The sequence below is a fragment of the Amycolatopsis sp. BJA-103 genome (assembly GCF_002849735.1).
GTDB lineage: Bacteria > Actinomycetota > Actinomycetes > Mycobacteriales > Pseudonocardiaceae > Amycolatopsis.
The window spans coordinates 7,373,903-7,394,743 of record NZ_CP017780.1; the positions used below are offsets into that span (position 1 = coordinate 7,373,903).

At 68.7% G+C, this 20,841-nt stretch carries 18 protein-coding genes; 11 read left to right on the top strand and 7 right to left on the bottom strand.

Going from position 1 to position 20,841, the window contains the following annotated elements; all coding sequences use genetic code 11:
- Positions 1-8 precede the first annotated feature (8 nt).
- From BKN51_RS32900 to purD, 3 genes are all read right to left on the bottom strand, one after another.
- Positions 9-650 (bottom strand): DUF3558 domain-containing protein, encoded by a 642-nt coding sequence (locus tag BKN51_RS32900; protein ID WP_233223038.1) that lies wholly within the window; start codon positions 648-650, stop codon positions 9-11.
- A complete protein-coding gene (locus BKN51_RS32905; protein ID WP_020632344.1) occupies positions 601-987 on the bottom strand; it encodes a type VII secretion target in 387 nt (128 codons plus the stop codon). Before BKN51_RS32905 ends, BKN51_RS32900 begins: the two co-directional genes overlap by 50 nt.
- Before the next feature lie 132 nt (positions 988-1,119).
- Complete coding sequence (purD, locus tag BKN51_RS32910; RefSeq protein WP_101611315.1) at positions 1,120-2,382, bottom strand: phosphoribosylamine--glycine ligase; 1,263 nt, start codon at positions 2,380-2,382, stop codon at positions 1,120-1,122.
- 176 nt (positions 2,383-2,558) lie between these two features.
- On the opposite strand from purD, the gene BKN51_RS32915 reads away from it, so the two are divergent.
- Together BKN51_RS32915 and BKN51_RS32920 are read left to right on the top strand one after the other, a co-directional pair.
- Positions 2,559-3,689, top strand: coding sequence for a glycerophosphodiester phosphodiesterase (locus BKN51_RS32915; protein WP_101611316.1), 1,131 nt, complete (start codon positions 2,559-2,561; stop codon positions 3,687-3,689).
- A gap of 163 nt (positions 3,690-3,852) precedes the next feature.
- Positions 3,853-5,391: an amino acid permease gene (locus BKN51_RS32920; protein ID WP_101611317.1), complete on the top strand. Its 1,539-nt coding sequence runs from the start codon at positions 3,853-3,855 to the stop codon at positions 5,389-5,391.
- Here the strand turns inward: BKN51_RS32920 and BKN51_RS32925 are convergent.
- Together BKN51_RS32925 and BKN51_RS32930 are read right to left on the bottom strand one after the other, a co-directional pair.
- The gene (locus tag BKN51_RS32925) at positions 5,375-6,592 is read right to left on the bottom strand and encodes an MFS transporter (protein ID WP_101611318.1); all 1,218 of its coding nucleotides are present in this window, start codon (positions 6,590-6,592) and stop codon (positions 5,375-5,377) included. The genes BKN51_RS32920 and BKN51_RS32925 overlap by 17 nt on opposite strands.
- Before the next feature lie 81 nt (positions 6,593-6,673).
- Positions 6,674-7,609, bottom strand: a complete 936-nt coding sequence (locus BKN51_RS32930; RefSeq protein ID WP_101613599.1) for an LLM class F420-dependent oxidoreductase — start codon at positions 7,607-7,609, stop codon at positions 6,674-6,676.
- A 122-nt stretch (positions 7,610-7,731) separates the two neighbouring features.
- On the opposite strand from BKN51_RS32930, the gene BKN51_RS32935 reads away from it, so the two are divergent.
- Positions 7,732-8,226: an OsmC family protein gene (locus BKN51_RS32935; protein WP_101611319.1), complete on the top strand. Its 495-nt coding sequence runs from the start codon at positions 7,732-7,734 to the stop codon at positions 8,224-8,226.
- An 82-nt stretch (positions 8,227-8,308) separates the two neighbouring features.
- Here the strand turns inward: BKN51_RS32935 and BKN51_RS32940 are convergent, their stop codons facing one another.
- Positions 8,309-9,595, bottom strand: a complete 1,287-nt coding sequence (locus tag BKN51_RS32940) for an adenylosuccinate synthase (protein WP_101611320.1) — start codon at positions 9,593-9,595, stop codon at positions 8,309-8,311.
- Positions 9,596-9,649: 54 nt separating this feature from the next.
- Between BKN51_RS32940 and BKN51_RS32945 the strand changes: the two genes are divergently transcribed.
- The 7 genes from BKN51_RS32945 to BKN51_RS32975 all read left to right on the top strand — a co-directional run bounded on the left by BKN51_RS32945 (position 9,650) and on the right by BKN51_RS32975 (position 17,333).
- Positions 9,650-10,330: a hypothetical protein gene (locus BKN51_RS32945; protein ID WP_233223039.1), complete on the top strand. Its 681-nt coding sequence runs from the start codon at positions 9,650-9,652 to the stop codon at positions 10,328-10,330.
- A gap of 186 nt (positions 10,331-10,516) precedes the next feature.
- On the top strand, positions 10,517-11,155 hold the full coding sequence (locus tag BKN51_RS32950; RefSeq protein ID WP_101611321.1) for an HNH endonuclease family protein: 639 nt from the start codon (positions 10,517-10,519) through the stop codon (positions 11,153-11,155).
- 207 nt (positions 11,156-11,362) lie between these two features.
- On the top strand, positions 11,363-12,970 hold the full coding sequence (locus BKN51_RS32955; protein WP_101611322.1) for an ABC transporter substrate-binding protein: 1,608 nt from the start codon (positions 11,363-11,365) through the stop codon (positions 12,968-12,970).
- Positions 12,967-13,917: an ABC transporter permease gene (locus tag BKN51_RS32960; RefSeq protein ID WP_101611323.1), complete on the top strand. Its 951-nt coding sequence runs from the start codon at positions 12,967-12,969 to the stop codon at positions 13,915-13,917. The genes BKN51_RS32955 and BKN51_RS32960 overlap by 4 nt, the downstream gene beginning before the upstream one ends.
- The gene (locus BKN51_RS32965; protein ID WP_101611324.1) at positions 13,910-14,725 is read left to right on the top strand and encodes an ABC transporter permease; all 816 of its coding nucleotides are present in this window, start codon (positions 13,910-13,912) and stop codon (positions 14,723-14,725) included. The genes BKN51_RS32960 and BKN51_RS32965 overlap by 8 nt, the downstream gene beginning before the upstream one ends.
- A complete protein-coding gene (locus tag BKN51_RS32970) occupies positions 14,722-16,299 on the top strand; it encodes a dipeptide ABC transporter ATP-binding protein (protein WP_101611325.1) in 1,578 nt (525 codons plus the stop codon). The genes BKN51_RS32965 and BKN51_RS32970 overlap by 4 nt, the downstream gene beginning before the upstream one ends.
- Complete coding sequence (locus BKN51_RS32975) at positions 16,296-17,333, top strand: LLM class flavin-dependent oxidoreductase (protein WP_101611326.1); 1,038 nt, start codon at positions 16,296-16,298, stop codon at positions 17,331-17,333. The genes BKN51_RS32970 and BKN51_RS32975 overlap by 4 nt, the downstream gene beginning before the upstream one ends.
- Here the strand turns inward: BKN51_RS32975 and BKN51_RS32980 are convergent.
- Positions 17,330-19,219, bottom strand: a complete 1,890-nt coding sequence (locus BKN51_RS32980) for an FAD/NAD(P)-binding protein (protein WP_168214443.1) — start codon at positions 19,217-19,219, stop codon at positions 17,330-17,332. The two genes, BKN51_RS32975 and BKN51_RS32980, sit on opposite strands and share 4 nt — an antisense overlap.
- Positions 19,220-19,342: 123 nt before the next feature.
- Here BKN51_RS32980 and BKN51_RS32985 point away from each other — a divergent pair, with 123 nt between their 5' ends.
- Entirely contained in the window at positions 19,343-20,473 is a 1,131-nt protein-coding gene (locus BKN51_RS32985) for an LLM class flavin-dependent oxidoreductase (RefSeq protein ID WP_101611328.1), read from the top strand.
- Positions 20,474-20,841: the final 368 nt, after the last annotated feature.

The window sequence follows — 20,841 nt, forward strand, 5'->3', positions numbered from 1 at the left end:
CGCCCTCCCTAGTTGCGTGCTTTCAAGGTCTGCAAAGCCAGATCGGCCGCCTGCGCGGACATCTCGCACAGTTGCGGCATGGTGAACGCGCCGGCGGTGACGGTGACGGCCCGCACCGCCAGCGTCTGTCCCCGGGCGACACCGACGAGCGTTTCGCAATCGCCCGGTTTCCCGGCGTCGCGGTAGCTCGTGACGGCGGGAAACCCGCCGACCGCCTTCGGTTCCGTCGTCATGCTGTTCTTGCGGCGCTTGCCCGTGAACCACTCTTCGACGTCCGCGGTGACCGTGCGGACGTAGTAGGTGTGGAAGGGTTCCGCGGCGTCCGCGTCGAAGACGCAGGTCGGGCCGTCGATCGGTTCCGTGGCCGCGCGCGGCTTGCTGTTGATCTTGAGCTGGTCGAGCTGCGGCGTGGTGACCAGGGCGCACGGATCGACACCCTGCAAGCTCAGTTCGGCTGGCCTGGCGGGCAGCGCGGACGCCTTGGCGCCCTGCGTGGCCGAAGCCAGCGCCGGTTCGTTGGGGAAAGCCTGCCCACCCGTGTCCGTGGCGCATCCGGCCAGCACGAGGGTGAGCACCCCACCGGAGACCAGCACGCGAGGCCTACGCCCGGTGTACACCACGGTCCCCGAACGCGGCGGCCTTGTCCGCATCACTGGTCTTGTACTCCTTGGCCGCCGTGCGGAGCTGGTTGACCAGTCCCCGCAGACCGGCCACGTAGGCCTTGACCTGCGCGGCGTACGACTGGTCGCCGTCGGCCACCAGCTCGTTCCAGACACTGGTCGAGTGCACGCTCACGGTGTCGTTGGCCGGGGTGTCGATGCGCAGCTGGTCCAGCCGGGTCAGAAGCTTGTCCTGCAGCGCGTCGACCTGCTCTTCGACGATCTTCGCCACTTCGAGCAGCTTCGACGGATCCACTCTGATGTCGGCCACCGACGGCGGCGTCGGGACCGCCGACGTGAGGTCCTGGATCTTGCCCGATGCTGCCATTCCCCACCCCTTGGAATACGGACGGTGACCGTTCGCCCCGTCGAGGCTACCAACGCCGATGTATCGAGCGCCTAAGCTTCACAGGAAATACCGGGTTAGACGTACCCAGGACCGGGACGGTTCCGCCCGAATTCAGGAGACCGGGGTGGCGATCTCTCCCTTGGCGGCGAGCAGGGCGATGTCGGTGCGGTGGTGCGAGCCGGCCAGGTGGACCTTCTCGACCGTCGCGTAGGCGTCCTTGCGGGCGGCCTTCAGGTTCTTGCCGGTGCCGACGACCGACAGCACGCGGCCGCCGGAGGAGACCACGGCGCCGTCGTCGCGGCGGCGGGTCCCGGCGTGGAGCACGCCTTCGATCTCGCCACCGGTGATGACGTCACCGGTCCTCGGCTTGCCGGGGTAGCCGTCGGCGGCGAGCACGACGGTGACCGCCGCGCCCGAGTCCCAGTCCAGCGGCGGCAGGTCGGCGAGCTTGCCGGTCGCCGTCGCGTGGAGGACCTGGCCGAGCGGGCTGCGCAGCAGCGCCAGGACGACCTGGGTCTCCGGGTCACCGAAGCGGCAGTTGAACTCGATGACCTGCGGGCCTTCGGAAGTCAGCGCGAGACCGGCGTAGAGCAGGCCGGAGAAGGTGGCGCCGCGGTTGTCGAGTTCGTCGACCACGGGCTGGACGATCCGCTCGACGACGTCGTCGACCAGGTCCTTCGGCGCCCACGGCAACGGCGCGTACGCACCCATGCCGCCGGTGTTCGGACCGGCGTCGCCGTCGCCGACGCGCTTGAAGTCCTGCGCGGGCAGCATCGGGACGACCGTGCGGCCGTCGACGAAGCAGAAGAGAGAGGCCTCCGGGCCGTCCAAAAAGGACTCCAGGAGCACGGGGTGCCCGCCGTCGAGCAGCATGAGGGCGTGCTTGCGCGCGACGTCGACGTCCGTGGTGACCACGACGCCCTTGCCCGCGGCGAGGCCGTCGTCCTTGACCACCCAGGTGGGGCCGAAGCGGCTGAGCGCGGCGTCCAGGCGAGCTGGGTTGTCGACGACCTCACAGTGCGCTGTCGGCACCTTCGCGACGGCCATGACGTCCTTCGCGAACGCCTTCGAGCCCTCGATCCTGGCCGCGGACGCGGACGGGCCGAAGCAGGCGATGCCCGCCTTCCGGACCGCGTCGGCGACACCCGCCACCAGCGGGACCTCGGGACCGACCACCACCAGGTCCGCCTGCCACTGCTTGGCCAGGGCGGAGACCGATTCGGGATCGGCCGCGTCGACACCGAGTTGCTCGGCCACCGAAGAGGTGCCGGCGTTGCCCGGGGCACAGGCCAGTGCGGTGACGGAAGGGTCTTCCGCGACCGCGAGGACAAGTGCATGCTCACGGGCGCCGGACCCGATTACCAGTACGCGCACGACGCACAGGGTAACCGTGCCGGTGAGCCCCGAACACGTCGCCGTCCTCGAGCGGGTGGTTCCATCCGGCGTTCACCCGGCGGTCAGCGCTCCGCCGGTCCGTCTTCGCCGTCCGGACGCCTCCTGCGTCAAGGGTGGCGCGGTACCCCGAGTTCAAGCGAAAGAGGTTACCCACCATGCGAAAGCGCCTGGGCGTGCTCGCCCTGTCCGGTCTCGCCGTACTCAGCGTCACAGGGCTGGCCGGCGCCGCCGAGCCGGGTGCCCAAGATGTGTCGGCACAGGCCAGGGGTCACGATGGGCCGGTGATCGTCGGACACCGCGGCGCGCCGGGCTACCGCCCGGAGCACACGCTCGCCTCGTATGAGCTCGCCTACCGCCAGGGCGTCGACTGGGTCGACGTCGACCTCGTGCCCACCAAGGACGGCCAGCTGGTCGCCCGGCACGAGAACGAGATCGGCGGGACCACCGATGTCGCGAAGCACCCCGAGTTCGCGAACCGGAAGACGACCAAGGTCATCGACGGCGCGTCGTTCACCGGCTGGTTCACCGAGGACTTCACCCTCGCCGAGCTGAAGACGCTGCGCGCGACCGAGCGGATCCCGCAGCTGCGGCCGAACAACAAGATCTACGACGGCCGGTACCGGATCGCCACCTACCAGGAGGTGCTCGACCTGACGCGCCGGCTGGGCCGCGAACTGCGCCGTGAGCTGGGGACCTACCCGGAGATCAAGCACTCGACGTACTTCTCCTCGATCAAGAACCCGACCGAGCCGAAGCTGGTCGAGCTGCTCAAGCGCAACGGGCTCAACCACCCGAAGGCGCCGGTGATCATCCAGTCGTTCGAGGTGTCGAACCTGATCGCGCTTTCGCGTCAGGTCCGGGTGCCGCTGCTGCAGCTGACCTCGGCGACCGGCGCTCCGGCCGACTTCGTCGCGAAGGGCGACCCGCGGACGTACGCCGACCTCGTCACCCCGGCGGGCCTGAAGGAGATCTCGAAGTACGCGGACTACCTGGGGCCGGAGAAGGCGCAGGTCATCCCGGTGGTGAACGGGGCGCTGGGCGCGCCGACCAAACTCGTCGCCGACGCGCACCAGGCCGGGCTGAAGGTCGGGCCGTACACGTTCCGCAACGAGAACAACTTCCTCCCGCAGAACCTGCGCTCGTCGGCGAACCTCGCCGAGTACGGCGACGCGTTCGCCGAGCAGGAGGCGTTCCTCAAGGCGGGTGTCGACGGGTACTTCGCCGACCACCCGGACACGGCGCTGGAGGCCGTGAGGGCGTTCCGGGGGGCGCTGAACCTCACCTGAAGCGCTAGGAAAGGCCCGTTCCTTGCAAAATTTGCAAGGAACGGGCCTTTCCTGGCGTCCGGGGGGATGGGTTTCTTGACGGGACCTTGACATGCGCAGGTCGGCGGGCCTAATTTCGGCGGATCTCAATGGTCTGTCCGCATACCTTTTAAGTGGGTGCCCGATGGATGTCTCAGACGCCCGTGCCGCCGAACCCGCCGACGAAGACAGTGCCCGGCTCCACCAACTCGGCTACGCGCAGGAACTCCGGCGCACGATGTCGACCTTCTCCAACTTCGCGGTCTCGTTCACGATCATCTCGATCCTCTCCGGCTGCCTGACCCTCTACGGGTTCGGCATGAAGACCGGCGGTCCCGCCGCGATGATCTGGGGCTGGCCGCTGGTCGGGCTGTTCGTCATCCTGGTCGGGCTGGGCATGGCCGAGGTCTGCTCCAGCTATCCGACCGCGGGCGGGCTCTACTACTGGGCCGCGAAGCTCGCCCCGCGCAACGGCGCGGCGTGGGCGTGGTTCACCGGCTGGTTCAACCTCATCGGGCAGATCGCGGTCACCGCGGGCATCGACTTCGGCGCGGCGCTGTTCCTCAACGCCTTCCTCGACCTGCAGTTCGGCTTCGAGGCGACACCGGGCAACACGATCCTGCTGCTGGCGATCATCCTGGTGGTCCACGGCCTGCTGAACACCTTCGGCGTCAAGATCGTGGCGCTGCTGAACACCGTCAGCGTGTGGTGGCATCTCGCGGGCGTGCTGGTCATCGTCGGGGTGCTGGTCATCGTGCCCGAGAAGCACCAGGACGCGTCGTTCGTCTTCGGCGAGTTCGTGAACAACACGGGCTGGGCGTCACCGGTCTACGTCTTCTTACTGGGCCTGCTGCTCGCGCAGTACACACTCACCGGCTACGACGCCTCGGCCCATATGACCGAAGAGACCAAGAACGCGGCGAAGGCCGGGCCTCGCGGGATCGTCAACTCGATCCTCGTCTCCCTGGTCGCGGGCTGGATCCTGCTCATCGGCCTCACCTTCGCCATCCAGGACTACGAGGGCGCCGCCGGTTCCGAGACCGGGGTGCCGCCCGCGCAGATCTTCATCGACGCGACCGGCGCGACGACCGGCAAGTTCCTCTTGCTGATCTGCATCGGCGCGCAGCTGTTCTGCGGGATGGCGTCGGTGACCGCGAACTCGCGGATGATCTACGCCTTCGCCCGCGACGGCGCGATCCCGGGTTCGAGCTTCTGGCACCGCATCAACAAGCGCACCCAGACACCGACCAACGCGGTGTGGCTGGCCGCGGGCGGCGCGCTCCTGCTCGCCCTGCCGTATCTGTGGAGCGCGACCGCCTACGCGGCGGTGACCTCGATCGCGGTCGTCGGCCTTTACGTGGCCTACGTGATCCCGGTCTTCCTGCGGGTGCGCAAGGGCGACGACTTCGAACCCGGACCGTGGAACCTCGGCCGCTGGGGCAAGCTCGTCGGGACCATCGCGACCGTCTGGGTGTGCTTCATCTTCGTGCTGTTCATGCTCCCGCAGGGATCGCCGATCACCATCGACAGTTTCAACTACACGCCGATCGCGTTCCTCGTCGTCCTCGGTGGTGCGGCCGTGTGGTGGTTCGCCTCGGCACGCAAGTGGTTCACCGGCCCCAAGGTGCAGGGTTCGGAGGCGGAGCTCGCCGCTGTGGAGAAGGAACTCAAGGAACTCGGCTGACGGCCTCCCGGGTGCGGCCGGCGCGAACTCCGGTCACCGCGGCCGCACCCAGGACACCCACGGCGGCGAAGGCGTAGAAGCCCCACGGGTACGCGATCCCGGCGCTCAGCAGCGCGCCGCCGAGGATCGGCCCGCAGATCGCGCCGATACGGCCGACGCCCGCCGCCCAGCCGATCCCGGTGGCGCGCATCGCGTCCGGATACGTCTTGCCGATGTACGCGTACACGAGCACCTGCGCGCTGAACACGAATCCGCCGGTGAGGAACACGGCCACGTACAGACCGGCCGCGGGCAGCTTCACGCTCAGCAGCGCCAGGAACACCCCCGCGCCGAGGAACCAGGCGATCACCGACGGCCGCACGCCGACCTTGTCCGCCACCCGCCCCGCGATGAGCAGGCCGACCACGCCGCCGAGGTTCAGCGTGAGCAGCAGTCCGAGCGCCGCGCCGAGCGGGTACCCGGCCTGGCGCATGATCTCCGGCAGCCAGGTGTTGAGCCCGTAGACCAGCAGCAGGCCCATGAACGACGTCACCCAGAACGCGATGGTGGCCCGCAGCAGGCCGCCGCGGAACAGCCCGCCGACCACCTGCGTCGCCGACTTCTCCTGGGTCTCCCGCACTCGCTCGAACGACTCGGACTCCGGCAGGTACTTGATCATCAGCGGCACCAGCACGAGCGCGGGCAGCGCGCCGGCGACGAACATCGCGCGCCAGCCGAGCGGCTGGATCAGCCAGATGCCCAACAGCGCCGTGAGCACCGCTCCGACGTGGTAGCCGGTCATCACCGTGGTTGTCGCGCTGCCGCCCTTTTCCTTGCGGGCGTACTCGGTGACCAGCGCGATCGCCGTCGGGAGACAACCGCCCAGGCCGAGCCCGGCGAGGAAGCGGAACAGCCCGAAGAAGAACGCCGAGGGCGCGATCGCGCAGAGCGCGGTGCACACGGAGAAGGCCGCGACCGCGATGATCAGCGCCTTCCGGCGGCCGATGACATCGGTGATCGTGCCGATCGCCATCGCGCCGATCATCATGCCGATCAGGCCGAACGTCGAGATGACCGAGGCCGTGCCCGGCGTCAGCCCCCAGACGTGGTCACGGAGCAGTGCGGGCAGCACCGTACCCAGGACGACCAGGTCGAATCCGTCGAGCAGGACCGCCGTCCAGGCGAGCGGTACCACCCACGAACGGGCCGCGACAGGGGACATGGGGACCTCCAGCTGTGTTCGCTATGCGCACGAGTATGCACAATACGAACGCTGTGAGCAAGGCCACTGGACCCCTGGATGTCAGCTCTTCACGAGATCCCCCAGGACACGCCAGGTGCGGAGTCGCTCCTCGGAGTTGCGGATGCCGCTCTGGGTCGCGACGACCTCGGTCGCCCCCGCGTCGAAGTACCGGCGGATCTCGGCGGCGACGGTCTCTTCGTCCCCGGCGATCACCAGCTCCCCGGCGGAATCCACCCCCTGGGCGTCGAAGACCGCGCGGTAGGACGGGATGTCGCGGAAGAACGCGTACTGCCTGTCGACGATGGCGCGGATGGCGTCGGGTTCATCGGTCACGACGACCGGGACCATCGCGATGACCCGCGGCGCCGGACGTCCCGCGGCCGCCTTGGTGATCTCCGGGACGATCAGCTCCGAGAGCGCCTTCGGCCCGGCGAGGAACGGGATCGTGCCGTCGGCGAGTTCGCCGGTGACGCGCAGCGCCTGCCGTCCCATCGCGGCGATGATCAGCGGGATGTCCGAAGATCCCGCGACCGAGAGCGAAGCCGCGAAGCCCTTGGCGTGCGCGCTGACCGTCTCACCCTCGAAGTCGACTTCGGCGCCTTCGAGCACTTGCCGGAGGATCGTGAGGTACTCGCGCAGGTGCTTGATCGGCGACGGGTACTCGATGCCGTACGCCGGTTCGAGCCAGTTCTTCGCGCCGGTTCCGAGGCCGAGCGCGAACCGGCCGCCGGTGGCGGCCTGCGCCGTCTGCGCGAGGCCGGTGATCAGCAGCGGATGTCGCGGATAGATCGGGACGACGCCGGTCCCGACGGTGATCCCCGGCACGGCGCGGCCCGCGAGGGCGGCGACGGTGATCGCGTCGTGCTCCATCTGCTGGGAGAACCAGGCGGACGTCAGCCCGGCGTCGGCGGCCTGCTGGGTCTGCGTGACGAGTTCGTCGACGATGTTGACGGCGTTCGCGGTGTCCCCGGACGGGAGTGCCACTCCGATGGTCATGTTCAACGCCAACCACGGTGCCGAAAGGATATTTCGCCGTTCACCAGCTGAGATCACGCGCGCGGTTTCGCGCGTTGCCGCACCCTGGGCGACGTCCGACACCTCGATCCTGGAGAGACCCGATGTCGCTGACCGATGTCATCGAAGGAACCAAGACCGCCGTCGACGCCGACCCGCGCAACGCCGCCGTCTCGTTCAGCGTCGCCAACGCGCTGAACCCCGGAACGGCGACACAGGTGGACGTGCGGGTGCGCGACCACGCGTTCACCGTCGACGAGCCCGCGGCGCTCGGCGGGGGCGACACCGCGGCCAACCCGGTCGAATACGCGCTCGCCGCGCTGGGCTCGTGCCAGGTGATCACTTACCAGTTCTGGGCAGCGAAGCTCGGTGTGCCGCTCGAAGGCGTGAAGGTGACCGTGGACGGCGACATCGACCTGCACGGCTTCTTCGGGTTCTCGTCGACCCGGCCGGGCTTCGGGGACGTGCGCGTTTCGGTCGAGCTGAGCGGGCCTGCGGGAGCGGAAGCCTACGAGGACCTGAAGCGGCAGGTGGACGAGCACTGCCCGGTGCTGGACCTGTTCCGGAACGAGACTCCCGTCAAGACCTCGCTCGCCTGAGACGCTATGAAAGTCCCCTTCATTGCAAATTTCGCAATGAAGGGGACTTTCATAGCGCGCTTGAGGGCACTCAGAGGACCGGTCAGACGAACTCGTGGCGCACGATCGTCTGCTCCCGGCCCGGGCCGACGCCGATCGCCGAGATCCGCGCGCCCGAAAGCTCCTCGAGCCGCTCGACGTACGCCCGCGCGTTCGCCGGGAGCTCCTCGAAGGTGCGGCAGCCCGAGATGTCCTCGAACCAGCCCGGCAGCTCTTCGTAGATCGGCAGCGCGTGGTGCACGTCGGTCTGCGTCATCGGCATGTCGTAGGTGCGGAACCCGTCGACCTCGTAGCCGACGCACACCGGCACCTTCTCCAGCCCGGACAGCACGTCCAGCTTGGTGAGGAAGTAGTCGGTGATGCCGTTGACCCGCACCGCGTAGCGCGCGATGACGGCGTCGAACCAGCCGGTGCGCCGCGAGCGGCCGGTGGTGACGCCGAACTCGCCGCCCTGCTTGCGCAGGTACTCGCCGGACTCGTCGTCCAGCTCGGTCGGGAACGGGCCGGAGCCGACGCGGGTCGTGTAGGCCTTGAGGATGCCCAGCACGGTGGTGATCTTGCCCGGGCCGATGCCCGAACCCGCGCTCGCGCCGCCGGACGTCGGGTTCGACGACGTCACGAACGGGTAGGTGCCGTGGTCGACGTCGAGCAGGGTGCCCTGCGAGCCTTCGAGCAGCACGATCTCGCCGCGTTCGAGGGCCTGGTTGAGCTGCAGGCGCGTGTCGGCGATGCGGTGCGCGAACTTCTCGCCCGCGGCCAGCACCTCGTCGGCGACCTGGTCGGCGTCGAGCGCCTTGCGGTTGTAGACCTTCACCAGCACCTGGTTCTTGAACTCCAGGGCCGACTCGACCTTCTGCCGGAAGATCTTCTCGTCCAGCAGGTCCTGCACGCGGACGCCGACGCGGGCGATCTTGTCCTGGTAGCAGGGGCCGATGCCGCGGCCGGTGGTGCCGATCTTGCGGCTGCCGAGGTAACGCTCGGTGACCTTATCGATCTCCACGTGGTACGGCATGATCAAATGCGCGTCGGCGGAGATCAGCAGCTTGCTGGTGTCGACGTCGCGTTCCTCGAGCCCGGCGAGCTCGTCGAGGAGCACGCCCGGGTCGATCACGACGCCGTTGCCGATGACGTTGGTGACGCCCGGCGTGAGGATCCCCGACGGGATCAGGTGCAGTGCGAAGTTCTGCCCGTCGGGAAGGACTACGGTGTGGCCCGCGTTGTTACCGCCTTGGTAACGCACGATCCACTGGACGCGGTCGCCGAGCAGGTCGGTGGCCTTGCCCTTGCCCTCGTCCCCCCATTGGGCCCCGATCAGCACGATGGCCGGCATGTGACACTCCAGGTGTTCGGCGACTTGTGGTTTGGCGCTGGTAAATGCCGGTGCATGAGCGTAACGGAGGGCCTTCGGGTGCGCGGAATAGTGGTGGTCTGTCCAGAGGGCGAGCCCACACTCCCGGAGATCGACGACGTCGAAATGGTGCGCGTCCCGAGCCGCCCCGGCAAGGCGGATATCGACCCCTTGCTGGGGGAACACGATCACCTGGTGGTCGCGGGCACCGACGCCGACCTCGCGGCCGTCGCGCTTCGGCTGTTACGAAAAGAACAGCTCTCCGGCGTGTCGCTCGGCTTCGTGCCCGCCTCCCCCGCCTCGGACGTCGCCCGCATCTGGGACCTGCCGACCCAGCCGTTGCGCGCCCTCGCGCTCGCGTTGCGCGGCGAGGTCGACCCGGTGCCGCTGATCCGCGACGACACCGGCGGCGTGCTCGTCGGCCGCGGCGTGGTCGGCATGGTGCGCGGGGTGGCCTACTGCGACGAGCACACCGTGCTGCGCGGGCCCGCCCGCTCGATCGAGGTCGAGCCGGACACGAGCGGCCCCGGGCTGATGGTGCGGGTGACCAAGGGGACGCTGTTCAAACGGCCGTCGACGCAGCACGCGCGGGCGTTCCAGCTCGGCTGCATCCCGACCCGGCCGAGCAGCGACGGCGTCGTCCACCCGCGTGCGATGAGCAAGTGGACCTGGTACCGGCACACCGAGGACCTCCGGCTGGTCCGCGGGCTGCTGTAGGCCGTTCGGCCCAGAACGATCCGCTGGACTTTCCGAAACTTTTTCGGCGGGTGCACACCGAGTCCTGCCTGCTCGCGACACCCTCTGTTCACGAATGGCCAGCAGAGTGTCACCCGATGGTGTTGCGCAGGCCATATCCGTGTCGCAAGGTGACTTGGTCCCCACACCTGACATGGAGGCAGCAATATGCCAACTGCGCTTGCTGTTCGTCGCTCCTTCACCGTTCTCGCCGTCTCGGCGATCGTCTCGGCCGGAGTCGTCGGCGTCGCCGAAGCGACACCCCCTGGCATCCCGTCGACAGCGACCGCCAAGACCCAGCTCGCCTCGCTGACCGTCCAGCCGGACGGTTCGTCGAGCGGGTACAGCCGCGAGAAGTTCCCGCATTGGTCCGACCAGGGCAACAGCTGCAACACCCGCGAGGTCGTGCTGAAGCGGGACGGCACGAACGTGCAGCAGGACGGCAGTTGCGCCGCGGTCTCCGGCAGCTGGTTCAGCCCGTACGACGACGCGACCTGGACCGCGGCGTCCGATGTGGACATCGACCATGTCGTGCCGCTTTCGGCCGCGTGGCGCACCGGTGCGTCGTCGTGGACCACCGCGCAGCGGCAGGCGTTCGCGAACGACCTCAGCGCGCCGCAGCTGATCGCCGTGACCGACAACGTCAACCAGGAGAAGGGCGACAAGTCGCCGGACGCCTGGAAGCCGCCGTCCACCGGTTACTGGTGCACCTACGCGAAGATGTGGACCACGGTGAAGGCCAAGTACAAGCTCACCATCAAGTCGGCCGAGAAGACCGCGCTGACGGACATGCTCAACCGCTGCTGACCACCCGAGTACATGAAGGCCCCCATCCTGTACTCAGGCGCAAGGATGGGGGCCTTCATGTACTTCCCTGGCTGTCAAGCGGGGTCTTGGGAGGTTTCGCAGGCTGGGAGTGGCGCTCAGCATGTGGGCCGCCCTCAAGGTGCGTGATTAGCGTGAATCGGGTCGGCGCAAGCACAAGAGCGCCCCGTTCCCGCTGGAGGCCACCCGGTGTCCCGTACCGCCGCCACATCCCTGCTGGCCTTGTCCGCCCTCGTCCTCACCGCCTGCTCGTCCGCAGGCGGTTCGACCGGCGCCGATGCCGGGCCGCCCAAACCCGGGGGCACGCTTCGCCTCGGGATCTCGTCGAGCCCCGACTGCATCGACCCGCAGCAGGTCGGCACGAACGCGTCGCTCAACGTCGGCCGTCAGCTGGTCGATTCGCTGACCGACCAGGATCCGTCCACCGGTGAGATCAAGCCGTGGCTGGCCGAAAAATGGGAGAGCAACGCGGATTCGACCGCGTTCACCTTCCATCTGCGCGACGGCGCGACGTTCTCCGACGGCAGCCCCGTCGACGCCGCAGCGGTCAAGACGAGCTTCGACGCGGTCAAGGCCCTCGGCCCGAAATCGCAGCTCGGCTCCGGCTACCTCGCCGTGTACAAGGGCACGACGGTCGTCGACCCGAAGACGATCAAGATCGAGTTCTCCGTTCCCAGCGCCCAATTCCTGCAGGCCAGCTCGACGATGTCGCTCGGCATCCTCGCGCCCGCCGCGTACCGGAAGACCGCGGACCAGCGCTGCCAAGGGGACGGCCTGATCGGTTCGGGCCCGTTCGTCTTCGAAAGCCTGAAGCAGAACCAGGAAATCGTCCTCGCCAAACGCAAGGGCTACGGCTGGGGCTCGTCGCTGTTCAAGCACCGGGGTGAGGCGTACCTCGACAAGATCGCCTACAAGATCGTGCCGGAACCCGGCGTCCGCACCGGAAGTCTCGCGTCCGCGCAGCTCGACGCCATCACCGACGTCCAGCCGGTCGACGAACCGCAGTTCACCGGGAACGGCTTCACCGAGCCAACCCGCCCGAACCCCGGTGTCGTGTTCAACCTGCACGCCAACGTCACCAAGGGTGTGCTCACCGACGAGAAGGTCCGCCAGGCGGTGGTCAAGGGCATCAACCGGCCCGAGGTCACGAACACCGTCCTGACGCCGAACTACAAGCCGGCCACCAGCATCCTCGGCTCGGCGACACCGTTCTACGCCGACCTTTCGCCGCTGCTGGCCTACGATCCGGCCGGGGCGACGTCGCTGCTGGAGAGCGCGGGCTGGGTGCCCGGCCCGGACGGGATCCGCACGAAGAACGGCCAGCGACTGACCGCGAAGGTGCTCTTCTCCCTGGTGTTCAACCAGAACAAGAGCGTGCTCGAACTCGTGCAGCAGCAGTTGCGCAAGATCGGCTTCGACCTCCAGATCGAACAGCGCACCACCGCCGAGACCGTGCAGGTCACGCAGAGCGGCAACTACGAGTACCTCTGGTACAACACCACCCGCGCGGATCCGGACATCCTGCGCAACCTGTTCTCCACCAAGGCGAACAACCGCAGCAAGCTCCCCGCGGGCAATCCGGTCGACGCGCCGCTCGACGCGCAGTCGTCCACTGTGGACCCCGCCAAGCGGAAGCCCGCCGCCGAAGAGGCACAGCGCGCGATCATCGAGCACGGCTACTCGGCTCCGGTGTTCGAGCTGACCCAGGTGCTGGCGCACGGGCCGAACGCGCACGGCGTCGGGTTCGAAGCGTCGTCAAGGCTGCAGCTGTTCGACGCCTGGGTGTCCGGCTCGTGACGCGGTATCTGCTCCGGCGGATCCTGCAGGCCGTCTTCGTCCTGTGGGCGGCGTTCACCTTGTCCTTCGTGATCCTCTACCTCCTGCCGGGTGACGCGGTCAGCGCGAAGCTCGGCGGGGGCGAGGCCGGCCTTTCCGTGACACCGGAGCAACTGGCCGTGGCGAAGGCGGAGTACGGACTCGACGACCCGCTGCCGCTGCAGTACGGGAAACGGCTGTTCGCCGCGCTGCAGGGTGACTTCGGCCGCTCGATCGCCACCGGGGACGACGCCACGAACATGGTCGTCTCCGCCCTGCCGCCGACGCTCGCGGTCACCGGATTCGCCCTGGTGCTCGCGGTCCTGTTCGGCGGCGGGATCGCGATCGCCGGCACCTACACCCGGCATCGCTGGCTGGGCAACGCCCTGCTCGCGCTGCCGCCGCTGGGGATCTCGCTGCCGCCGTTCTGGGTCGGGTTGCTGCTCATCCAGTTCTTCTCCTTCCAGCTCAGGCTGGTGCCCGCGCTGGGGTCGAACGGCTTCGAGTCGCTGATCCTGCCCGCGATCACCCTCGCCATCCCGACCGGCGCGATCATCGGGCAGGTGCTGGCGAAGAGCCTCCGCACGCAGCTCGCCGAGCCCTACACCGAGATCGCGCTGGCGAAAGGGGCGAGCCGCTTGAGGGTCCATTTCGGACATATCCTGCGCAACGCGGCGGTGCCGACGCTGACCATCGCCGGGGTGGTCGCGGGAAACCTGATCGCGGGGTCGGTGATCACCGAGACGGTGTTCTCCCGTGACGGCATCGGGCGGGTGACGTCGTCGGCGGTCACCGCGCAGGACATCCCGGTGGTCCAGGCGGTGATCGTGCTGGCGGCGCTGGTGTTCGTCGTCATCAACCTCGCCGTCGACCTCGTCTATCCGCTGCTGGACCCGCGAATCCGACACCGGGAGACGGCCGATGCCTGACGTTCTCACCCGCACCCGGCAGCGACCAGGGCTGGTGGTCGCGATCGCGATCCTCGCGTTCGCGCTGCTCTCCGCGCTCGTCCCGGACCTGTTCACCGGGCAGGATCCGCTCGCCGGTGTCCCCGCCGAGAAGATGCAGGGCCCTTCGCTCGCGCATCTCTTCGGCACCGACGAAACCGGGCGGGACATCTTCGCACGGGTGGTGCACGGCGCCGCGCTTTCCCTGCAGGCGACCGTGATCGCCGTCGTCGTCGCGCTCGTGGCCGGTTCCGCGCTCGGCCTGCTCGCCGGGTTCCGGGGCGGTGCGCTCGATTCGGTGATCATGCGCTGCGTCGACGTGCTGCTGGCGATCCCGTCCATCCTGCTTTCGCTCGCGCTGGTCACCGCGCTCGGCTTCGGGACGACCAACATCGCGATCGCGGTGGGCGTCGCGAATCTCGCGCAGTTCGCCCGGCTGATGCGTGCCGAAGTACTGCGTGTCCGCAGCGGCGTTTTCGTCGAGGCCGCCCGTGCCGGAGGCGTGCGGTGGACCGGGGTGCTCGGACGACATGTGCTGCCCAACGCGCTCGGCCCGGTGCTCGCGCTGGCGACGCTCACCTTCGGCACGGCGGTATTGGAGGTGTCCGCGCTGAGCTTCCTCGGCTACGGCGCCACCCCGCCGACCCCGGAGTGGGGCTCGCTCGTGGCGGGCGGCCGTGGCTTCCTCGCCACCGCCTGGTGGATGACGACCTTCCCCGGACTCACCGTCGCGGCCGTGGTGCTGTCCGCGAACCGGCTGTCCCGAGCGATCGAAGGAGACGAGCGGTGAGCGAACTGCTGACCATCCGTGATCTCGCGGTTTCCTACAAGGACATACCCGCGGTGGACGGCGTGAACCTTTCTGTCCACAAGGGACAGATTGTCGCGGTCGTCGGCGAGTCGGGCTCCGGCAAGAGCACGACGGCGCACGCGGCGATCGGGCTGCTGCCTCGCGGCGGGAGGATCGAGCGCGGCGAGATCACTTTCGACGGTCGTGACCTCACGAAACTCTCCGACCGCGCTTGGCGTTCCGTGCGCGGTCGCGAGATCGCCCTGGTCCCCCAGGATCCGACGGTGTCGCTCAATCCCGTGCACCGGATCGGCGACCAGGTCGCCGAGGTACTGCTGATCCACGGCCTCGCGGACAAGCGCACCGCGGGCACGGAGGCGGTGAAGTTGTTGCGCAAGGCCGGGATCAGCGACCCCGAGGCACGTGCGCGGCAGTATCCGCACGAGTTGTCCGGTGGGCTCCGTCAGCGCGCGCTGATCGCCTCCGCGCTGGCCGGGCGGCCGAAGCTCATCATCGCCGACGAACCGACCAGCGCGCTCGACGTCACCGTGCAGCGGCAGATCCTCGACCACCTCGAAGAACTCGCCTCGGAAGCGGGCACCGCCGTCCTGCTGATCACCCACGACCTCGGTGTCGCGTCCGACCGGGCGTCGCGGATCGTCGTGCTGTCCCAGGGAAGCGTCGTCGAGGAGGGCACGACGGGCGAGATCCTTTCCGCGCCGTCACAGAAGTACACCCGGGATCTGCTCGCCGCCGCGCCCAGCCTTTCCGACACGCCGCTGCGGGAACCGAAACCACCGTCGTCCGACGTCCTGGTTTCGGTCCGCGACCTCGGCAAGAGCTTCGGGACGACCCGAGCCGTCGACGGCGTTTCGTTCGACATCGCCCGCGGGCGGACGCTCGCGCTGGTCGGCGAATCCGGCTCGGGCAAATCGACGACGGCGCGGATGATCCTCCGCTTGGAGAACCCGTCCGACGGGGTGGTCGAGTTCGACGGGCAGGACATCACCACGCTGCGCGGCGAGGAACTGCGGCGGCTTCGACGCCGGTTCCAGCTGGTGTACCAGAATCCGTACGCCTCACTGAACCCGAAGTTCAGCATCGAAGACGTCGTCTCCGAGCCCCTGCGGGCTTTCGGTGTCGGCACGAAGGCGGAGCGGCGGGCGCGCGCGGCGGAACTGATCGACCAGGTCGCGCTGCCGTCCTCGGTGCTCGAGCGCAAACCCGCCGAACTTTCCGGCGGGCAACGGCAACGGGCGGCCATCGCGCGGGCGCTCGCCCTGCGCCCGGAGCTGATCGTGGCCGACGAACCGGTTTCGGCGCTGGACGTTTCGGTGCAGGCACAGATCCTACGGCTGCTCGCCGACCTGCAGGACGAACTCGGGCTGACCTACCTGTTCATCTCGCACGACCTCGCGGTGGTCCGCCAGATCGCGGACACCGTCGGCGTGCTGCGCGGCGGCGAGCTCGTCGAACTCGGCCCGGCGCAGGACGTCCTCGACCGGCCGAGCGCGGAGTACACCCGGGAGCTGCTGGCCGCGATCCCGGGCCGGAAACCGTTGGAGGCACGATGAAGTTCGGGCTCTTTTCCCTCGTCGCGAACCACCCCGACCCGGTGAGCGGGGTGACTCCGAGCCAGTACGAACGTCTGCGTCGAGTTGTCGACGAAGCGATTTTCGCCGAGGAACTCGGCTTCGACGCGTACGGCGTCGGCGAACGGCACGGTGAACCGTTCCTCTCCTCGGCGCCGCCGGTGATCCTGGCCGCGGTGGCCGAACGCACCGAGCGGGTCCGGCTGCTGACCACGCTGACCGTGATCAGCGTCCTGGACCCGGTCCGCGTCGCCGAGGACTACGCGACGCTGGACCAGCTTTCCGGCGGGCGGCTGGAACTCATGATCGGGAAGGGCAACGATCCCCGGCATTTCCCGCTGTTCGGGCTCGACGAGGAACGGCAGTGGGAGTACCAGGCGGAGAAGTTCGCCCTGCTGCGCCGTCTCTTCCTGGAGGAGGGCGTGACCTGGGAGGGCGAGTTCCGCGCGCCGCTGACGGACGTCACGACGCAGCCTCGTCCCTTCCACCCGCGGCCGCGGATCTGGCACGGAAGCGCGTCGAGCACCGAGTCGACCGAGCTGGCGGCGAAGTTCGGCGACCCGCTGTTCACCGCGAACGGTTTCCACCCCAAGAAGAAATACGCCGATCTGATCGACCACTACCGGCGGCGGTGGGTCGAGTACGGTCACGACCCGGCGGACGCGCTCGTCGGTTCGGGCGCGGGCGGGCTGTACGTCGCCAAGACGTCGCAGGCGGCGCTGGACGGCTACCGGCCGTACTTCGAGGCGCTGATGCAAACGCCCGCGTACCAGCACAACAAGTCGGAGTTCACCTCGCTGGAGGACAAGATCACCAACGGTTCGGCGCTGGTCGGGAGCCCGGAACAGGTGATCGACAAGATCGGTGACTATCACGCGTCGTTCGGGCACGAGGTGCAGGCGGTCTCCGTCGACGGCCTGACGTCCGAGGAGGCGCGAGACGTTCTGGAGCTCTTCGCTGCCGACGTCATCCCGATCGTGCGGAAGGAACTGCCCTCCCGGGTGTGGGAAGGCTAGGTCAGCTTCAGAATCTCGCGGGCGACGATGTCGTTCTGCCGGAAGGGAAGCGCGTTGGTCCGCGGCCGGGTGAACGCCCCCGCGGACCGCGCGGACGTGTGCGGGCCGAGTGCGAACCGGCGCGGATGCGGACGGCCCTCGCCGTCGAGCATCCGGCCGTCGGAGACGCGGGTGTGGATCCGGCCGGCGAGCAGCCGGTCACCGGTGACCGTGTCGAGCACCGCTTCCTCCCCGAGCGCGCCGCTGTCGCGCAACTGTCGTAAAAGGACATCCGAGGCGCGCTCGATGCTCGGCTCGGGCAACCGCGCCTCGACGAGCGTCCGCGCCTCGGTCTCTCCCGGGAAACTCGCACCGGACGCGACGAACGCCCGCCGTTCCTCGTCGGCCGACACCCGCATTTCGGCGCCCAAGAAGGAGACTAGTCCGGCTTCCTGGAGTGCGAGCAGTTCCTCCAGCCGACGCGAAGGCGGCCCGCTGGCGAAGTAGGAGAAGAAACCGAGGAACCATCCGTCCAAATCGGACAGTTGGGAAGCGGCGTCGAGCCGCCCGGTCTGCACGAGCGCGGGAAGCTGGCCCATCACGGACAGCAGCGCCATGAACGCGCCCAGATCCGCGCTGTACTCGGCGTCGGCCCGGCGGCTCAAGTCCGCCTCGACGTACTCGCGCAGTTCCTTGCCGTACTCCTCGGCGGTGCCGAACTCCGAGCCCGCCATCGGCCGGTCGAGCCGGTCGAGGTCGAGCCGGTCGTCCGGCGCCGGGACCGCCCGCGCCACCAGCGCGCCGAGGTCACCGGGTGCCGCGTCCGCGAAAGCGTCGGCGAAGACGGCGAACTCCATGCGCACCCGCTCGGGATGGGCGGTGAACAGTTCGCTGTAGTAAGCCCAGGCGATCTCCTTCGAGATCAGCGGCCAGACGTCGCGGCGGAAGTCGATCCGGCCGGGCACGGCGCAGAGCTTCTCGATGGCGTACGCGTCGAAGAACCGGGGAAGCTGCAACGGCTTTCCGCTCAGCCGGTAGCCGATCTTCGCGTGATACGGCACCCCGCGGCGCGACCCGATGTGCAGTACGGGCTCGGCGCCGCTGGGGTGGTACTTCAACCCGCCGCACGCCTGCTCTTCGAAGCGGCCGCCGCGGCCTTCGGTCAGCAGCAGCATCAGGTCGACGAACGCGAGACCGAATCCGCGCACCAGCACGGTTTCCCCGGGTCCGATCGCCGAATAGTCGACGTCGGCGGTATATCCGGCCGGGTAGTACGCGAGATCGTGACGGGCGGCGAACTCCGCGAGTCCGGTCTCGCGGGCGTCCGGCTCGGCGTCCAGATGCCCGACGGTGAACAGGACCGCGTCCACCTTCAGGGGATCCGACCGGTCTTCCAGCCAGAGCGACTGCGGCTCGCCGTCTTCGAGCCGCACCGCGCGGGTCCGGTGCTCGACGACCTCGATCCCGCCGGGGAGTTCGGAGCGCACCTTGCGGTGGAACCAGGCGAGATACGCGCTTTGCAGCCGCCGCGTCGGGAAGTGATCGCTTTGCAGCGCGCCCAGTTCGGCGCGCAGGCTTCCGTCGACCTCGGCGTCGAGCGTGCCCGCGCGGACCTGCCGGGCCCACTCGATCAGCGACGGACCCGGCCGGATCGGACCGTCGATCTCGACGGTGTCGTCGGTGAAGACCGTGACGTCCTCGGGCATGGAATTCATCCGCAGCAGCGGCGACTGCTCGTATCGCCAGACCCGCCCGGCCCCGGCGGGAAAGGGATCGACGAGGTGCACCACCAGCCGGCGCCCGCCGAGCAACTCGGCGGCGTTCGCGCCGAGTCGTTCCAGCACGCCGACCCCACGCGGACCGGCGCCGACCACCGCGAGCACGTAGGGAACGTCTGGAGTACTCACGAGGCCGAAGCTACGCCGGGATCCCGGGGCGCGTGCGGGTTCTCACGGAGCGGAACTCGTTGCCACACCGGGGAACCCGGGCGTACTCGTCGTGCAGGGGGACACGGACGAGAGGGACGGACGATGCCGGTCGAATTCCTGGGTATCGGAGGCACCAACGACGGTTCGGAGACGCAGACGCGGTCGGGCGGCGTCTTCGACAAGGACTACACGCTGCGCCTCGCGCGGGCGCACGAGGACTTCGGCTGGGACCGGGTGCTGTTCGCGTACGGCTCGAGCGGGCCGGATCCGGCACAGGCCGCGGCCTACGTCGCGGCGAAGCTCGACAAGCTCCAGATCCTGCTGGCGCACCGGCCGAACGTCTCGTATCCGACGTTCGCGGCGAAGACGTTCGCCACGCTGGACCAGCTTTCCGACGGGAAGCTCACGGTCCACTTCATCACCGGCGGCAGCGACCACGAGCAGCAACGCGAAGGCGACTACCTCACCAAGGACGAGCGCTACTCACGCACGCGCGAGTACATCCAGATCGTGAAGCAGGCGTGGACGTCCGAGGAGCCCTTCGATCACGAAGGCGAGCACTACCGCTTCGCCGACTTCGTCCTCGATGTCCGTCCTGCACAGCAGCCACGGCCCGGCGTCTCGTTCGGAGGTTCGTCTCCGGCGGCGTACGCGGCGGGCGGGGCCGAGGCGGACATCTTCTGCCTGTGGGGTGAGCCCCTCGCGCAGACGGCCGAGCAGATCGCTTCGGTCAAGGCCGCGGCGAAGGCCGCCGGACGGACCGACGTCCCGCGGATCCAGGTCGCGTTCCGCCCGATCATCGCGCCGACCGAAGAACTCGCCTGGGAGAAGGCCTACCGCACGGTCGACGCGATCAAGGCCCGGACGAGCGGGGGAAAGCAGCTCACCCGGCGGCATTCGCTCACGAATCCGGAGAACACCGGCTCGCGGCGGCTCCTCGCGGTCGCCGCCGAGGGCGAGCGGTTCGACCGGGCACTGTGGACGCCCACCGCGACCGCGACCGGCGGCGCCGGGAACTCCACCGCGCTGGTCGGCACGCCCGAAACCGTCGCGCAGGCCCTGCTCGACTACTACGACCTCGGCGTCGACATCCTCTCGGCGCGCGGTTACGACATGCTCGGCGACACGATCGACTTCGGCCGTCACGTCATCCCGATCGTGCGCGAAGAGGTCGCCAAACGAGACGCGGCGAAGGTGGCCCCGGTCCGGGAAGTGCTCGCGGTCGACGGCTGAGCCGTTCACTCCACCGAGTGCGGTTCGATCATCCGTTTGGCGGTTGGCGCCGGAGTCGCGTTCGGTTGCTCAGCGGAGTCGAAGCGCGGTCGGGCGCCTTCGGCGGCCCAGCGGTGCGGATCTCTCTCCGGCTGGTCCGCGTGAACGGGAATCCCGAGCCGGACAACACGGCCGAGTCCGGATTTCACTGACGACAGACCCGAAACAACCGAAAGCCGCTGGTCTGGACCTTAGTCCCGGCCAGAGGGACATCGGCGCCGTCAGGCCGCCCTTCACCGAAAAAGATCTCTAACTCCAGAAACCCGGCGAAAGAACCTAGCCAATCACCAACAGTCAGGAGACACTTACGTGAACGAATGACGCTTCGT

Bases quoted from the DNA above. Each gene is read 5' to 3' on its own strand.
- BKN51_RS32915 (WP_101611316.1), top strand. From the start codon at position 2,559: ATGCGAAAGCGCCTGGGCGTGCTCGCCCTGTCCGGTCTCGCCGTACTC.
- BKN51_RS32975 (WP_101611326.1), top strand. From the start codon at position 16,296: ATGAAGTTCGGGCTCTTTTCCCTCGTCGCGAACCACCCCGACCCGGTG.
- BKN51_RS32965 (WP_101611324.1), top strand. From the start codon at position 13,910: ATGCCTGACGTTCTCACCCGCACCCGGCAGCGACCAGGGCTGGTGGTC.
- BKN51_RS32920 (WP_101611317.1), top strand. From the start codon at position 3,853: ATGGATGTCTCAGACGCCCGTGCCGCCGAACCCGCCGACGAAGACAGT.
- BKN51_RS32935 (WP_101611319.1), top strand. From the start codon at position 7,732: ATGTCGCTGACCGATGTCATCGAAGGAACCAAGACCGCCGTCGACGCC.
- BKN51_RS32905 (WP_020632344.1), bottom strand. From the start codon at position 987: ATGGCAGCATCGGGCAAGATCCAGGACCTCACGTCGGCGGTCCCGACG.
- BKN51_RS32950 (WP_101611321.1), top strand. From the start codon at position 10,517: ATGCCAACTGCGCTTGCTGTTCGTCGCTCCTTCACCGTTCTCGCCGTC.
- BKN51_RS32925 (WP_101611318.1), bottom strand. From the start codon at position 6,592: ATGTCCCCTGTCGCGGCCCGTTCGTGGGTGGTACCGCTCGCCTGGACG.
- BKN51_RS32945 (WP_233223039.1), top strand. From the start codon at position 9,650: ATGAGCGTAACGGAGGGCCTTCGGGTGCGCGGAATAGTGGTGGTCTGT.
- BKN51_RS32940 (WP_101611320.1), bottom strand. From the start codon at position 9,595: ATGCCGGCCATCGTGCTGATCGGGGCCCAATGGGGGGACGAGGGCAAG.
- BKN51_RS32900 (WP_233223038.1), bottom strand. From the start codon at position 650: ATGCGGACAAGGCCGCCGCGTTCGGGGACCGTGGTGTACACCGGGCGT.
- BKN51_RS32930 (WP_101613599.1), bottom strand. From the start codon at position 7,609: ATGACCATCGGAGTGGCACTCCCGTCCGGGGACACCGCGAACGCCGTC.
- BKN51_RS32985 (WP_101611328.1), top strand. From the start codon at position 19,343: ATGCCGGTCGAATTCCTGGGTATCGGAGGCACCAACGACGGTTCGGAG.